The organism is Conyzicola nivalis (assembly GCF_040548875.1).
Classification (GTDB): Bacteria; Actinomycetota; Actinomycetes; order Actinomycetales; family Microbacteriaceae; genus Conyzicola; species Conyzicola nivalis_A.
Window position 1 is genome coordinate 1,224,496 of sequence record NZ_JBEPSJ010000001.1, and the last position, 14,619, is coordinate 1,239,114.

Genomic DNA, 14,619 nt, shown 5'->3' on the forward strand with positions numbered 1-14,619 from the left:
TGCGGGCGCCCCGGTCAGCGGCGCTCGGGCAGCACCCGGGGCAGCCGCCCGAGCGCGGGCGCGACGACGGCGAGCACCCCGGCGAGCGCCGTGACGGCGCTCCAGAGCGGGTCGGTGACGAGCAGCGCTCCGCAGATCACCAGCAGGATGCGCAGCAGGTAGCCCACGACCCAGGTTCGGCGCGTCGGGCTGCCCGACTCGTCCCAGGTCGAGCGCTCGAGGAACGCCCGCCACAGGACGCCGTTCGCCCACAGCAGCACGACCGCCCCGCCGAGGGCCGCGAACCACGGCCAGCCGCCCAGCGCCGCTCCCCCGGCGAGCGCGACCACGAGCACCCGGTTCAGGCCCGCCTGACGCACGCTGCGCGCGTGGGCGGCCACGGGCATCCGTCCCTCCATGCCCAGCAGCAGTCTCGCCACGGGGTCCATGACCTCGGCGACGTTGCCCACATACGACTGATGGTCGGTGAGCGGGTTGGCCGTGTTGTGCACCGGATGCTCCTCCGGACCGCGCGTCGGCCCGGCCCGCCGCCCGAAGCTCTCGCGCCAGCGTTCCTCCCGCGCCCGCATGCTGGTCGAGATCGGGCCGGCGGTGAACGGGTCCCAGACGGCCCAGAAGTTGAGCCATCTCGGCGGTGTCGGCAGCCGCGACCACTCCTCGACGGGGTTGAAGTCGACGGCGCGCCTCGCCACCTGTGCCAGGGCGGTGCGCACCGCCGAGAACCGGCCGGTGGTCCACCGCGGCGATCCGAGCAGGGTGAGCGTCGCGCCGAGGGTGAGGAACACGTCGACCGGCGGCCGCGGCTCGCGGGTACCCGGGTCGAACAGGGTCTGCGCCGAGATGGTGGCGCCCTGCGAGTGGGCGAGCACAACGACGCGGGTCTGCTCCGGGTCGACACCCTCCGCCTCGGCGAGGTCGGCGAGCCGCGCGGTGGCATCCGCGATCTCGGTCCTGACGACCGCCCGCATGGCCGCTGCCCGCACCGGTCGACGCGTCCAGACGGCCACGTCGCCGACGAACTCGGCGAGGCGGTCGGTCGCCGCCCGCACCAGGCTCGACAGCAGCGGCACCACGAGAGCCACAGCGAGCAGCGGCAGGAGCAGGCTCACGGCGGCGGCGGCGGCGAGGCCCGCCACCCAGAGCGCCGCGATGACCGGAGCGCTGAGCACGCGCCACCACGGGTCGAGCCAGAGGATGCGGGAGAAGTGCACGGCAAGCCGGAGAAACGCCCGCCAGACGAACATCCCGCCCCAGGTGAACACCTCGCCGGGCCTCAGGGCGAGAAACGACTGCGCCCAGTGCGCCTCCGTCACGCGCAGCAGCACCTCGCGGCGACTCCCGTCGGTGTCTCTGTAGTCGGCGCGGGCGAGCACCATGTCGCGCGCCCCCTCCGACAGTTCCACTCCTTCGAAGACGACGCCGTCTCCACCCGTCGTGCGCGACAGCCAGTCGATGCGGCGCAGCAGCGGTTCGACCCACTCGACCAGGGTCGCCCCGCGGGTCTGCGCCCCGATCCCGTGCACGACGACGAGGGCCACCGCCGACCTCCGTGTTGCCGTCACCCGCTCAGGCTAGACAGCCTAGGCCCGCCTCGCCATACCCTCCCGCTCCCACGGCGGGTGTTCGGCACCGACCGCGCCTGAAGATGCCGCGCACGCAAGGCGACAGCGCTACGGCGAGATCAGGAAGATCCCGATGATCCCGTCGTTGCGCGCGTGCACGATCACGAGGAAGACCACGAGGTCGAACAGCAGGTGCACGGTGAGCACGTAGGGCAGGGAGCGGGTCTTCGAGAAGATCCAGCCCTGCAGCAGGGCGAACGGGATGGTGAGCAGCGGCCCCCACGACTGGTACCCGAGCTCCCACAGGAACGAGACGAAGATGACGGCCTGCAGCAGATTCGCCTGCCAGACCGGGAAGTGACGTTTGAACAGCACGAAGACGGTGAGGATGAAGAACAGCTCGTCCCACGTTCCCACCGCGTTGACGCCGACGAAGAGCCTCGCGATCTCGTGCCACTCGGTGACGGCCGGCCAGTTCAGGTAGACGCCGGAGGTGATGAAGTAGAACGGGAGGATGAGCCAGCCGAGAAAGAGCACCAGCGCGAGGTAGCCCCACTGCACGCGGCTCCACGGCCATTCGCCCCGCCACGGGAACCGGATGACACGGTCGCGGAAGACGAACCGCGACACCGCGTACGGCACCGCCACGGCAGCCGCGAGCACGAACCCGAGCAGGAAGAAGTTGACCCAGCCGATGTCGGCCTCCACCGAGATCGTGCTCACGATCACCATGCCGATCGCGATCAGCAGCAGGTCGCGGAACAGGCCGTCGCTGCGAGCGGAACGGTCGAGCAGCCACGCGATGAGCAGCGCGGCCGCGAGCATCCCGTATCCGGCCACCGTCACTGCGAGCGATGTGCCCCGCCACGCGAAGAGCAGCAGGGCCGAACTGCTCAGCACGGCCGCCGGCACGAGGCCCCAGCTCAGGGAGGGCCGCGGCGCGCTGTCGTGGGGGTGGGCGGCGGGCAGGTGGGCGGCAGACACATCCCGAGTCTGCCATGGCCGCCGATCGTTTAGAATTGTGTGTGACTTCCGAGCCTGACTCCCCCGCAGACGCCGCCGCCTCGACGACCGCCGCGATCGATCCGCACGACCTCGCCGTCACCCTGCGGGTGCTCGAGAGCATGGCCGCGATCGACGAGGAGCACCCCGACTTCATCACGGTGCGCCGGGCGACCGCGAAGATGTTCAAGTCGGTCAAGAAGGAACGCCGCCTCGACAAGCGCGCCACGATCGCCGACGCCGACCGCGCGGTGGTCGCGGCGACCGCGACGGGCGCCCCCGACCGCATCGACGACGAGACCAGGGGCATCCCCCTCGCGACCACCACCGAGGCGCCGACCGCCGGAACGCTAATCAAGCCGCGCAACTGCTACATCTGCAAGCAGCCGTACACGCAGGTCGACGCGTTCTACCACCAGCTCTGCCCCGACTGCGCGGCCATGAGCCATGCCAAACGCGACGCCCGCACCGACCTCACGGGCAAGCGCGCCCTGCTCACCGGCGGCCGGGCCAAGATCGGCATGTACATCGCCCTGCGCCTGCTGCGCGACGGCGCACACACCACGATCACCACGCGCTTCCCCCGCGACGCCGTTCGCCGCTTCTCGAGCCTGCCCGACTCCGCCGACTGGCTGCACCGCCTCAAGATCGTCGGCATCGACCTGCGCGATCCGGCCCAGGTGATCGGCCTCGCCGACTCCGTCGCCGCCGCCGGCTCGCTCGACATCCTGATCAACAACGCGGCGCAGACCGTGCGCCGCTCCCCCGGCAGCTACGCGCCGCTTGTCGATGCAGAGCTCGCGCCCCTGCCCGACGGCCCGCTGCCCGAGATCGTCACGTTCGGCCACACCAACGACGCGCACCCGCAGGCCCTCGCCGCGTCGGTGGCGAGCCACCCCATCCTCGCCGCCGCGTCGAAGGCAGCCGACGTGCTCACCGCCGAGGCGATGGCCGCCGGCTCCTCGTCGCTCGAGCGCCTCGCCGCCGGCACCGCGATCGACGCCGGCGGGCTGCTGCCCGACATCGAGCACCACAACTCGTGGACGCAGGCGGTGCAGGAGGTCGACCCGCTCGAGATGCTCGAGGTGCAGCTCGCGAACACCACGGCACCCTTCCTGCTCGTGAGCCGGCTGCGGCCCTCGATGGCCGCGTCCGACGCGCGGCGCACCTACGTCGTGAACGTGTCGGCGATGGAGGGCGTGTTCGGTCGGGGCTACAAGGGTCCGGGTCATCCACACACCAACATGGCCAAGGCGGCCCTTAACATGCTCACTCGCACGAGCGCCCGGGAGATGCTCGAGACCGACCGCATCCTCATGACGAGCGTCGACACCGGCTGGATCACCGACGAGCGCCCGCACCCGACCAAGGTGCGCCTCGCCGAAGAGGGTTTCCACGCGCCCCTCGACCTCGTCGACGGCGCGGCGCGCGTCTACGACCCGATCGTGCGCGGCGAGGCCGGCGAAGACCTCTTCGGCGTGTTCCTCAAGGACTACGAGCCCAGCTCGTGGTGACTCCGGTCGAGTTTCTGCGGAGCGCCGGCGACGGCACACGCGTCGTCATCCGCTACACGCTGCACGACGATCCGGACGGCTCGGCGACGGACGTGCTCGGCTTTCTCTCCGGGACGGACGAGACGCACTGCGTGGTCGCCACCGTGCGCGGGCTGAAGACCGTGGCGTTCGCCGATGTCATCGCGGCGAAGGAAGTGCCGCCGCCACCCGCACCCCGGCCCCGCTAGCGCAGGATCTCGACCAGCAGTACCCAGGCGTTGAGCACCGAGCCGATGAACACCAGCACGATGCCCCCGGCGATCCAGCCGAGACCAGACGCGTCGTCCGTTACGAGGAGGAGCGCGCCGACGAGGTACGGAAGCACCTGCGCGATCACGACCGTCGACTTGAGCACGCCTGTGCCGCGGGAGCCGCGAGGGCTCGCCGCGATGACCCGCACTGTCGATTCGCCGGCGAACACGGCGGCCACCGCACCGAACACGAGCACCTCCACCCCGTAGAGCGGGAGCGGCTGGCCCGGCACGAGCGCCGTTATCGACGCGACCACGGCGAGCACCAGGGTTGCGATCGTCGCACCCGCACGGGAGGTCATGCCCGGGATGCCGATGATCGTGCCGATATTCACCGACATGGCGACGATGATCAACCCGGTCAGGCCCGCGGCGGCCCCTGCGCTCGCGGCGAAAAAGCCGCCCCAGTCGGCGAGTTCCATGGCAGAAGGGTAGCGCGAGCCCGGTCGTGGGCGTAGCTGGAATAGTGGAGGTTCCGGGCGGGTTGAGAGTTCCATACGTTTGAATAGACTGCACATCGAATGATGTGGGAGCGGAGCACAGCATGACCGAAATCGAACTGGGACTCGACACCTTCGGAGACGTGACCGCCGACGAGAACGGTGCGCCGCTGCCGCACGCCGTGGTGCTGCGCAACCTCGTCGAGCAGGGCGTGCTCGCAGACCAGGTCGGCATCGACTTCATCGGCATCGGAGAGCACCACCGCGAGGACTTCGCGGTGTCCGCCCCCGAGGTCGTGCTCTCGGCCATCGCGGCGCGCACGACCCGCATCCGCCTCGGCTCGGCGGTCACGGTGCTGAGTTCCGACGACCCGATCCGCGTCTTCCAGCGCTTCGCGACCCTCGACGGCATCTCGAACGGCCGAGCCGAGGTCATTCTCGGCCGCGGTTCGTTCACCGAGTCGTTCCCGCTGTTCGGCTTCGACCTCGCGGACTACGAGCAATTGTTCGACGAGAAGCTCGACCTCTTCGCCGCCGTTCGCGAGCAGACCCCTGTCACCTGGGCGGGCAGCACCCGCGCACCGCTCGCCGACCAGTCGGTCTTCCCTCCCGTGGAGAACGGTCTGCTGAAGACGTGGGTCGGCGTGGGAGGCAGCCCCGAGTCCGTCGTGCGCGCCGCGCGTTACGGCCTGCCGCTGATGCTCGCCATCATCGGCGGCCAGCCGCTTCGCTTCGCCCCTCTCGTCGACCTGTACCACCGCGCGCTCGACCAGCTCGAGCAGCCGACCCAGCCCGTCGGAGAGCACTCGCCCGGGCACGTCGCCGAGACCGACGAGCAGGCGCGCGAGGAGCTCTGGCCGCACTACAAGGCCCTCGTCGACCGCATCGGACGCGAGCGCGGCTGGCCGCCCATGGACCGCGCCCAGTTCGACGACGCTGCCGGCCCCGAGGGCGCGCTGTTCGTCGGCTCGCCCGAGACCGTGGCGACGAAGATCGCGTTCGCGGCGAAGGGGCTCGGGCTCTCACGTTTCGACCTCAAGTACGGCAACGGCGGGCTCTCGCACGACAAGCTCATGAAGAGCATCGAGCTGTACGGCACCCGGGTCATCCCGCGCGTGCGCGAGCTGCTCGCCTAGCCGCTGGCGGCCTCAGGGGCGCGCGTCTCGAAACGCGCGCCTCAGAAGCTGCCGATCCCCTTGCCGACCATCACGACGCCGATCACGAGCAGCAGCACGGCCATCACCGTCGCGTTGTTGTGCACGAGCCACTCGCGCATCGACTCGAGCGGCGCCTTCATACGGGCGGATGCCACGAGGTAGCCGATCACCGGAACCGCGACCGTCGACGACGCCAGCAGCACGAAGACGACGATCGCGATCGTGGCCTGGCCGCCGTCGAGGCTGGCCGAGCCGATCTCGACGCCGGCGCCCGCCGCCATGAGCAGGTTCTTCGGGTTCACCGCCGACAGCAGGAAGCCGATGGCGAGGGCGCGTGCCGCCGTCATGCTGTCGATCGCCGCCATCCACTTCGGCAGCGCGGGTGTCTGGCCTGCCCTCGGCCGACCACGCCACTGGCGCGCGGCGAGGACGAGGAGCAGCAACCCGAGCACGATCTTGATCACACCGGCGACCGGCTTGGACGCGTCGGACGCCGGTGGGATGAGCGCGGCGAGCAGCGTGAACACCACGACGGCGACGGCGATGCCGAGCACCCACCCGGCGAGAAAGCCGAGCCCCGTCGACCGTGCGCGCGGCGACAGCAGCATCAGGATCGCAGCAATGATCGGGATAGGGCTCACGGCGACCCCGAGGGCGAGCGGCAGGATGGCGCCGACGACGCCGTTCACTCAGCCCTCCCCGCCGACGGAGCCGCCCTGCGGGTCTTCGCGTCGAGTCGATCGTTCAGGGTGATCGCCGCGTCGATGAGCGCCAGATGGGTGAATGCCTGCGGGAAGTTGCCGACTTGCTGCCCGTCCAAGGCGATCTCCTCGGAGTACAGACCGAGGTGGTTGGCGTAGGTCAGCATCTTCTCGAACGTCAGCCGGGCCTCGTCCACCCGGTCCGCGCGGGCGAGCGCGTCGACGTACAGGAAGGTGCAGAGGGAGAAGGTCCCCTCGGAGCCCGCGAGTCCGTCGGGCGACGCGGCGGGGTCGTACCGGTAGACGAGGCTGTCCGAGACGAGTTCCTCTTCGATCGCCTTCAGCGTGTCGGTCCACATCGGATCCTGGGGCGTCACGAAACCCACCTGCGTCATCTTCAGCAGAGACGCATCGAGCACCTGCTCGCCATACTGCTGAACGAAGGCGCGTCGCTCGGCGCTCCAGCCCTTCTCCATGATCTGGTTGTAGATCGCATCACGCTCGGTCGTCCAGCGGGCGACCGGCGCCGGACGGCCGTACGCGGCGGCGAGCCGGATGGCGCGGTCGAACGCCACCCAGCACATCAGGCGCCCGTACGTGAAGTCCTTCCGACCGCCGCGGGTCTCCCAGATCCCCTCCTCCGGCTGATCCCAGTGATCGGCGAGCCAGTCGAGCAGTCCGCAGATCGCCTGCCAGCCCGGCTGTCCGATGCCGATGCCGGCCTGGTCGGCGGCCCACACGGCATCCATCGCCTCCCCGTAGATGTCGAGCTGCAGCTGGCCGGCGGCGCCGTTTCCGACCCGAACCGGGTAGGAGCCCCGGTACCCCTCCCAGTCCGCCAAGACCTCCTCGTCGAGGTCGGGGTTGCCGTCGATGCGGTACATGATGTTCAGCGGGCCGGTGTCGCTTCCGAGCGGTTCGGCCACGCGGTCGCGCAGCCACAGGGCGAACGAGGCGGCCTCGTGGGTGAACCCCATGCGCAACAGCGCGGTGACCGAGAACGACGCGTCGCGAACCCAGGTGAAGCGGTAGTCCCAATTGCGTTCTCCGCCGACCTGTTCGGGCAGCCCGGCGGTCGGGGCCGCGACGAGACCTCCCGTCGGCGCATACGTCATGAGCTTGAGCGTGATCGCCGAACGCTGCAACTCCTCGCGCCACCGCCCCGTGTATGTGGACTGGCCCACCCAGTCCTGCCAGAAATGCGCGGTGTCGTCGAACAGCCTCTGAGCGTCGGCCACCGACACCGCCTGCGGGCCGGCGCCGGTGCCCGTCTCGAGGATCACGCCGCGCATCTGGCCTTCGACGAGATGCAGTGCGAATCGCAGGTCGCCATCGTCGGTCGGTTCCGGCCGGCCGAGGCGTTCGTCGCCGGAATCCCGGATGAGGCTCAGCGTCAGCGTGCTCGAGCCGGCGGTGTACTCCGCACCGTCGTCGGTGACGGTCACCTGATGCGCCTCGCGGCCGTAGTCGAATCGCGGAGCGATCTCGATGTCGAAGTCGATCGCTCCCCGTACGCAGCGCACCGCGCGGATGAGTCGGTGCTGCTCGCTCGGCGTCTCGGAGGACACCGGCATGAAGTCGATCACCTCCCCGACGCCCTTCTCGGTGAGAAAACGGGTGATGAGGATTGCGGTGTCGGGAAAGTAGAGCTGCTTCGACTGGAAACCGTCGTCGTGCGGACGTGTGCTCAACCGCCCGCCCTTCGCGTGGTCCAACAGCGACGCGAAGATGCTCGGCGAGTCGAACCGCGGGCTGCAGAACCAGTCGATGGTGCCGTCCGTGGATACGAGCGCGGTGGTCTGCAGATCGCCGATCAGCCCGTGGTCGGCGATCGAGGGGTACTCGTGCATGGTGATGATCCTCTCTTGGCACACGTCTCCGGACGGAGAGTGATGATCAGGGCTCTCTCGCGACGGGTTCAGGTCGTACGGTGAGCTTCTGTGCCGACGGCAGGAAGGCCGCGGCGACGAGCCCGATGGCGGCGATCGCGAGCAGAGGCACCATCGCCGAGACGTAGCCGTTCGCCGAGGCGGTGGCATTCAGCACGAGGAGGGTTCCGACGATCGCGGTGCCGAAGCTCGACCCGAGGTTGGAGATGCTGCGGGAGAGCCCGGAGATGTCCCCCTGAAGTTCTTCGGGGAACGCCGACTGCACCAGATTGACGCTCGGGGTCAGCATCAGCCCCAGACCGACGCCGACGGCGAACAGGCCGGGCGCGAATGCCCAGGCGCCCGGTACCTCGCTCACGATGAGCAACAGCAATAGCCCTGTTCCCGCGATGGCGAACCCGACCATGATGAGCGACCGCTGCGCGAAGCGGCGGACGAGCGGGCCCGCCCCCAGGGAGGTGATCAGGATGCCGACTGTCGCGGCGCTGAAGATCACGCCGGTCTCGATCGCGTTGTAGTTTCGGACCACCTGCAGGTAGCTCGCCACAAGCATCGACGTGCCCAACAGCAGCAGCCACTGGAAGTTCTGAGTGATCAGCCCCAGATTGGACACCCTGTTCTTGAACATCGAGGTGGAGAGCAACGGCTCCCTGCCCCGACGTTCCAGGCGTCGCACCCAGAGGAAGAACACGGCGATCACGCCCGCCCCGAGGGCCATCAGCCCGATCGCGAGAAGCAGGTTGTCGTCGGAGGCGAGGATGCCGATCACGAACACAATGAGCCCCAGCGCCGACAGCACTGCGCCGACGACGTCGTACGGGCGCTGTGGCTCGCGCGGCCGTGGATCCTTGAGACGGATCGTGAGGATGAGGATGATCACGATGATCAGCGCCTGGAAGCCGAAGGCCCACCGCCAGCTGAAGGTCGCGGCGATCCACCCGCCGATCAGGGGCCCCGTCGCCGCGCCGATGCCTCCGGCCGCGCTCACCATCCCGAAGGCGCGCGCCCGTTCGGCGACACCCGACCAGTACATGGTGACGAGGATGTAGACCGGTGGGATCAGCAGCGCGGTCCCGGCGCCCTCCAGGATCGAGTTGCCGACGATGAGCACACCCAGCCCCGGCGATACCGCGCTGACGATAGCTCCGACGCCGTAGACCGCGAGCCCGAGGACGAGACAGGTCTTCCTCCCCAGCTGGTCGGTGAGTTTCCCGAACGGGATCATCAGCGCCGCCATGACGAGGAGGAAGAGCGTGATCGACAGCTGGATTCCCTGGACGGTCGTGTCGAGGTCCTCGCTCATGTCCGTCAGCATGACGTTCATGTTCGAACCGGCGAAGGAGCAGATGAACTGCGCCAGCGCGAGCGGCAGCAGCAACCACACCGTGCTCGTCTGCCCGCGGGACCCGGTCTGCGCCGACACCGTTCTACCCGACTCTCACTGTGCGCACGACACACCGCCTTCGAATGGGCATCGAGCGGACCACCCGTCGTCCCGGTCTGAAGCCTGCTGTCGCGCGGCGCCCGGGCAATCACCCGGACCGGATGATTTAGCGGCGCCAGTGCGCGGGAAACGGGTTCGCCTCGGTAGGGTGAGCCGCACTGCGGCGAGAGAAGAGGGCGGCCGATGCCTGCTGTCACGGCGACGATGCATCGCATCCGGGCTGGAACGTTTTTGATGGGATCGGAGCAGTTCTATGCCGACGAGGGTCCGGTGCACGAGGTCGCGGTGGCCGACTTCCTCATCGACCAGCATCCCGTGACCAACCGCCAGTTCGCCGCGTTCGTCGCCGACACCGGCTACGTCACCACGGCGGAGCGGCCGCTCTCGGCCGACGATTTTCCCGAGCTGAGCGAGCCGGAGCGCGCCCCCGGTTCGCTCGCCTTCCGCCCGACCGCTGGCCCGGTCCCCCTCGGCGACTGGCGGCAGTGGTGGGAGTGGGTTCCCGGTGCCCACTGGCGAACGCCCTTCGGCACGGGGCCGGCGGGCGACGACCACCCCGTGGTGCAGGTGTCGTTCGACGACGCCTCGGCGTATGCGCAGCGGGCGGGCTCCCGGCTGCCGACCGAGGCCGAGTGGGAGTTCGCGGCTCGCGGTGGCGCCGCCGAGACGACGTACGCCTGGGGTGACGAGCTGCGGCCGGGCGGCACACTGATGGCGAACACCTGGCAGGGCGCGTTCCCCTATCGCAACGAGGGGGCGAGCGGATGGCGCGGCACGTCGCCTGTCGGAACGTTTCCGCCGAACGGGGCGGGCCTGGTCGACATGATCGGCAACGTCTGGGAGTGGACGACCTCTCCCTATACGGCACGACACGACCCGGACGGGTCATCCTGCTGCGTGGCCGGCGGCCACGGCGATCGGCCCGACCGCCGCGCACTCAAGGGCGGATCGCACCTCTGCGCGCCGGAGTACTGCCTGCGCTACCGACCGCCGGCCCGTTCGCCGCAGAGCGACGACACGTCGACGACGAACATCGGGTTCCGCTGCGTGCGGGATATCTAGGGCCCGCTGCGGTGCAAACATCGGTCCGGCGCCCGTCACCTCGACCGGGTGATGGGTGGCTGGCCGGGCGAGACGACAATGGGCATCGCGCGCTCGAGAACGCGCGTTCGAGACGCAGGAGGGACTGCCCTATGGGTCCGGTAGAGGTGCTGGTGCTCTCCTACCCCGACGCCGGGCTGTTGAGGGGAATAGCCCCGGTGCTCGAGGAACTCACGAGGGACGGCTCCTTCCGCATCGTCGACGCTCTGGTCGCGACGCAGGCACCCGACGGCGGCGTCACGGTCACCGACCTGGAGGACGACGTCATTCCGCGATGGTCGGCGATCAGTCCCCACCCACGCCCGCTGCTCAGCGGCTCGGACGCGGAGTTGATCGTCGGAGCGCTAGCACCCGGCGAGATCGCGCTCGTCGTCGCCATCGAGCACGTCTGGGCCAAGTCGATCGCGAGCGTCGTCGCGGACAGCGGTGGCATTCTGCAGCTCCACGTGCGCGTGCGCCCCGACATCGTCGAAGCTGCATCGCTGGTCGACAGCTAGGCGGATTCGCATGCCCCTGTTCAGGAGGTTCGGCAGGCCAGGCCTTCTCGGGTCGGTCACCCGATGCTCCGTGGTCGCCGGGACCGCGACAATGACGGACCGCGCGGTGCACCCCGGCTCGATAGAGGCCGGCTTCGACGCACGTTCCCATGGCGCGGCGACTACCGCGACACCGGACTCGGTGCCGTCCCAGCTGGGAGCGCTCTCATCGCTGCATACCTCCGGAGCGATCAGCGACGACGAGTTCGCGCGTGCCAAGGAAAGGGTGCTCGACGGGTGAGGCTCGCCCGAAGCGGGTGAGGCCGGTTGACACCCTTACGCTCGCCGTTCACCTAGCCCTATCATTCGGGGCATGGCGATCGCGAAGAGCGCACAACCGACTATCGGACTCCCTACAAACAAAGTCTCGCCCCCTGTTCCAGCGGGACCGCTGGTCGAGCGACCCCGGCTTATGGAAGCGCTGACGGCCGGGGTCTCGTCGCGCGAGACGACGTTCATGGTCGTCAGCGCGCCCGCCGGCTACGGCAAGACGTGCCTTCTCGCCGACTGGGCACGCGGGCTGACCGACGAGGGAGTCGCCGTCGCATGGTGCGACCTCGACGTCGACGATCGCGACCCGATGGTGTTCTGGAACTCCGTGCTCGGGTCGCTCAGGTTCGCCGCCACGGACAACGACGCCGCCGAGTTCGCCGTCCGCTCCCTCGAACCCGGAGTGGACCCTCTCGGGCACAGCGAGTTCTTCTCCCGGCTCGCCCACGCCTTCGAACTTTTCGGCGACAAGGTCGTTCTCGTCTTCGACGACACACACCTGCTCGAGGGCTCGCCGTCGGAGAACGAGTTCCTCCGACTGCTCAGGCTCGTGCCGCCGAGCGTCTACGTCGTCTTCGCCACGCGCACGTCCCTGCTCGAACAACGCACCCGGCTCACCAACCGGGTGCACGAGCTCACCGCCGACTCGCTCTCGTTCACCCGCGCCGAGGCCGACGCGCTCTTCGGAGACGATCTCGACGTCGACAAGCTCGAGTCGCTGTTCGTCGCCTCCGAGGGCTGGCCGGCCGCGCTGAGTCTCGCCCGACTCGGCGTGGACCGCTCTCCCTCCACCCTGGACGCCGTCATCTCCCTGTTCGACTCCGACGTTCTACACCAGTACCTGCAGCGCGAGGTCTACGCCGACCTCAGCGCGTCCGACCGCGCGACGATGCACACCCTGGCCGTCTGTCCGTTGATCACGGCCGACCTCGCGAACGCCATGAGCGACGGTCTCGACAGCGCCAACGCCCTGCGCCGGCTGGCCCGAAACAACCCGATGCTCAGACGCGTGTCTACCGACAGGAGCGGCCGAACCTGGTACCGGGTGCAGCCGCTGTTCGGGGCGTTTCTGAGAGAGAAGGTCGTAGAGCTGTCGCCCCACGCGCTGCCGCGCATGATCGACCGGGCGGCCCGATGGCACATGGAGCATGCGGATGCGCTCGTGGCACTCCAGCTGGCGCTCGACGCGGGCGACGGCGATCTCGTCGACACTGTCTTGCGCCGCAGTGGAACAGAGCTCATCGGCGACGGGCACGCCTCGGCCATCGTCGCGCTTGCCGCCTCGTCGAGCGGCCGCTGTCTCGGCGGGCCGTTCGCAAGCCTGATGCTCGCCTGGGCGGCGATCGCCGTCGGCGAGGTGGAGCGCGCCGAAGACGTCGCCGCGCGGGTGCGCCCGACCGGGTTGGGCGTCGACGACCTATTCGAGTGGGACTGGCTGCTCTACGTCGTGCAGGTGCGCATCGCGACCGCCCGCGGCGAACGCATCGACGGTCTCTCCTCCGGCTGGGCCGACAGCACCATGCTGACGCTGCCCGGCTGCCTGCGCGCCGCCGTCCACCTGGCCAGGGGGCTCGCCGAGACCAGGATCGGAATCACCGCCCGCGCCACCGAAGAACTCGAGACGTCGCGCGCGATAGCGGAGAACCTCGGCGACCTCTCCAGCCAGGTGATGAGTGCGGTAGGGCTCGCGGCCACCGCCCTCGACCGGTGCGACATGCGGGCGACGCTGCAGCACGCGGAGGCGGCGATCGACAACGCCAGTCGCTCGACGACTCAGGACCAGAGCGAGAGTCTGGCCTACGCCCACCTCCTCGCGGCCTGGAGCAGCCACGAGCTGCTCGACGACTGCGCAGCGAGCTCCCACGCGGCATCCGCCGTCGATTTCGCGGCGAGACAGCCGCTCGTCGATGTCCAGACGCAGACGAAGCACGCCTTCCAGTCCATCGGGTTCAACGGCCTGCCCGACAAACGCCGCGCTGCCCAGGACTTCACCACGGCGTGGCCGCCGCCATACCTGCGCGGGGCGCCTGCCAGCGCCGTCGTCACCTCGCTGCACTTCGGAATCCGCATGTCTCTGACTCTCGGCGAGCTCCGCTGGAGCGAGCGGCTGCTCGACCGGGCCCGTCACCTCATCGGCGAGGGCCCCGACTGGCACGTCGCCTACGCGCTGCTCCTTCACGCGACGGGCAGACACTCGTCTGCCCGCGGCATCCTCACCCCAGTGCTGCACGCCTCGCAGGGCCCCCGGGTGCTGGTGTCGGAGATCGTCGCGTGGTCGCTCGAATCCGTGCTCGAGCACGAATCGGGCAACGCGTTCCGCTCGCACGCTGCGATGAACCACGCTCTCGAGCTCGCGGATGCCACGGGGGCGCTCGCGGAGGTCGCGCGTCCGGGCGCAGACTCAGTGCGGGCGATCCTCGCCCGGGGCCTGCACCGCTTCGGAGCGCACGACGAGGTAGCCCAGCAGCTGATGGCCCACGGGCGCGACGTCGAGCCACCGACCCAGGGATCGAGCGCGCTCACCCCGAAAGAACGCGAGTTGCTCGCAGAGCTCAAGTCGCTGCGCACGGTCGGCGAGATCTCCGACGACATGCTGCTGTCGATCAACACCGTGAAGACCCACATGCGCGGCATCTACCGCAAGCTCGGCGTCACCTCCCGTCGCAGCGCCATCGCAGAGGCCGAGCGGCTAGGGCTGGTCTGAGAAACAGGG

Annotated in this window: 13 protein-coding genes; 7 read left to right on the forward strand and 6 right to left on the reverse strand. The window is 69.4% G+C overall.

Features of this window, described 5'->3' with window-relative positions:
• Window positions 1-14: 14 nt before the first annotated feature.
• Window positions 15-1,562 (reverse strand): hypothetical protein, encoded by a 1,548-nt coding sequence (locus ABIE21_RS05925; protein WP_354023847.1) that lies wholly within the window; start codon window positions 1,560-1,562, stop codon window positions 15-17.
• A 108-nt stretch (window positions 1,563-1,670) separates the two neighbouring features.
• Entirely contained in the window at window positions 1,671-2,546 is an 876-nt protein-coding gene (locus tag ABIE21_RS05930; RefSeq protein ID WP_354023848.1) for a CPBP family glutamic-type intramembrane protease, read from the reverse strand.
• A gap of 14 nt (window positions 2,547-2,560) precedes the next feature.
• Between ABIE21_RS05930 and ABIE21_RS05935 the strand changes: the two genes are divergently transcribed.
• A complete protein-coding gene (locus tag ABIE21_RS05935; RefSeq protein ID WP_436232306.1) occupies window positions 2,561-4,078 on the forward strand; it encodes an SDR family NAD(P)-dependent oxidoreductase in 1,518 nt (505 codons plus the stop codon).
• Window positions 4,072-4,305 carry a putative acetyltransferase gene (locus tag ABIE21_RS05940; protein WP_354023850.1) on the forward strand — a complete coding sequence of 78 codons (234 nt, stop codon included), beginning with the start codon at window positions 4,072-4,074 and terminating at the stop codon, window positions 4,303-4,305. The genes ABIE21_RS05935 and ABIE21_RS05940 overlap by 7 nt, the downstream gene beginning before the upstream one ends.
• Here the strand turns inward: ABIE21_RS05940 and ABIE21_RS05945 are convergent.
• Window positions 4,302-4,790, reverse strand: a complete 489-nt coding sequence (locus ABIE21_RS05945) for a hypothetical protein (RefSeq protein ID WP_354023851.1) — start codon at window positions 4,788-4,790, stop codon at window positions 4,302-4,304. The two genes, ABIE21_RS05940 and ABIE21_RS05945, sit on opposite strands and share 4 nt — an antisense overlap.
• Before the next feature lie 122 nt (window positions 4,791-4,912).
• Between ABIE21_RS05945 and ABIE21_RS05950 the strand changes: the two genes are divergently transcribed.
• Complete coding sequence (locus tag ABIE21_RS05950) at window positions 4,913-5,944, forward strand: LLM class flavin-dependent oxidoreductase (protein WP_354023852.1); 1,032 nt, start codon at window positions 4,913-4,915, stop codon at window positions 5,942-5,944.
• Between the two features lie 41 nt (window positions 5,945-5,985).
• Here ABIE21_RS05950 and ABIE21_RS05955 read toward each other — a convergent pair whose 3' ends face one another.
• Genes ABIE21_RS05955 through ABIE21_RS05965 form a run of 3 tightly spaced genes read right to left on the reverse strand, consistent with a single transcriptional unit; the run spans window position 5,986 to window position 9,978 of the window.
• Entirely contained in the window at window positions 5,986-6,654 is a 669-nt protein-coding gene (locus ABIE21_RS05955; RefSeq protein WP_354023853.1) for a GAP family protein, read from the reverse strand.
• On the reverse strand, window positions 6,651-8,516 hold the full coding sequence (locus tag ABIE21_RS05960) for a glycoside hydrolase family 15 protein (RefSeq protein ID WP_354023854.1): 1,866 nt from the start codon (window positions 8,514-8,516) through the stop codon (window positions 6,651-6,653). Before ABIE21_RS05960 ends, ABIE21_RS05955 begins: the two co-directional genes overlap by 4 nt.
• Before the next feature lie 46 nt (window positions 8,517-8,562).
• Window positions 8,563-9,978, reverse strand: a complete 1,416-nt coding sequence (locus tag ABIE21_RS05965; protein ID WP_354023855.1) for an MFS transporter — start codon at window positions 9,976-9,978, stop codon at window positions 8,563-8,565.
• A 225-nt stretch (window positions 9,979-10,203) separates the two neighbouring features.
• Here ABIE21_RS05965 and ABIE21_RS05970 point away from each other — a divergent pair, with 225 nt between their 5' ends.
• From ABIE21_RS05970 to ABIE21_RS05985, 4 genes are all read left to right on the forward strand, one after another.
• Window positions 10,204-11,061 carry a formylglycine-generating enzyme family protein gene (locus ABIE21_RS05970; RefSeq protein WP_354024411.1) on the forward strand — a complete coding sequence of 286 codons (858 nt, stop codon included), beginning with the start codon at window positions 10,204-10,206 and terminating at the stop codon, window positions 11,059-11,061.
• Between the two features lie 131 nt (window positions 11,062-11,192).
• Window positions 11,193-11,597, forward strand: coding sequence for a DUF6325 family protein (locus ABIE21_RS05975; protein ID WP_354023856.1), 405 nt, complete (start codon window positions 11,193-11,195; stop codon window positions 11,595-11,597).
• A gap of 91 nt (window positions 11,598-11,688) precedes the next feature.
• Complete coding sequence (locus ABIE21_RS05980) at window positions 11,689-11,877, forward strand: SHOCT domain-containing protein (RefSeq protein ID WP_354023857.1); 189 nt, start codon at window positions 11,689-11,691, stop codon at window positions 11,875-11,877.
• Between the two features lie 171 nt (window positions 11,878-12,048).
• The gene (locus ABIE21_RS05985; RefSeq protein WP_354023858.1) at window positions 12,049-14,610 is read left to right on the forward strand and encodes a LuxR C-terminal-related transcriptional regulator; all 2,562 of its coding nucleotides are present in this window, start codon (window positions 12,049-12,051) and stop codon (window positions 14,608-14,610) included.
• Window positions 14,611-14,619 lie beyond the last annotated feature (9 nt).

What these genes read in the sequence shown, in the direction of transcription:
- ABIE21_RS05960 (WP_354023854.1), bottom strand. Translation starts at nt 8,516, where the DNA reads ATGCACGAGTACCCCTCGATCGCCGACCACGGGCTGATCGGCGATCTG.
- ABIE21_RS05985 (WP_354023858.1), top strand. Translation starts at nt 12,049, where the DNA reads ATGGAAGCGCTGACGGCCGGGGTCTCGTCGCGCGAGACGACGTTCATG.
- ABIE21_RS05945 (WP_354023851.1), bottom strand. Translation starts at nt 4,790, where the DNA reads ATGGAACTCGCCGACTGGGGCGGCTTTTTCGCCGCGAGCGCAGGGGCC.
- ABIE21_RS05935 (WP_436232306.1), top strand. Translation starts at nt 2,561, where the DNA reads ATGGCCGCCGATCGTTTAGAATTGTGTGTGACTTCCGAGCCTGACTCC.
- ABIE21_RS05980 (WP_354023857.1), top strand. Translation starts at nt 11,689, where the DNA reads ATGACGGACCGCGCGGTGCACCCCGGCTCGATAGAGGCCGGCTTCGAC.
- ABIE21_RS05950 (WP_354023852.1), top strand. Translation starts at nt 4,913, where the DNA reads ATGACCGAAATCGAACTGGGACTCGACACCTTCGGAGACGTGACCGCC.
- ABIE21_RS05975 (WP_354023856.1), top strand. Translation starts at nt 11,193, where the DNA reads ATGGGTCCGGTAGAGGTGCTGGTGCTCTCCTACCCCGACGCCGGGCTG.
- ABIE21_RS05970 (WP_354024411.1), top strand. Translation starts at nt 10,204, where the DNA reads ATGCATCGCATCCGGGCTGGAACGTTTTTGATGGGATCGGAGCAGTTC.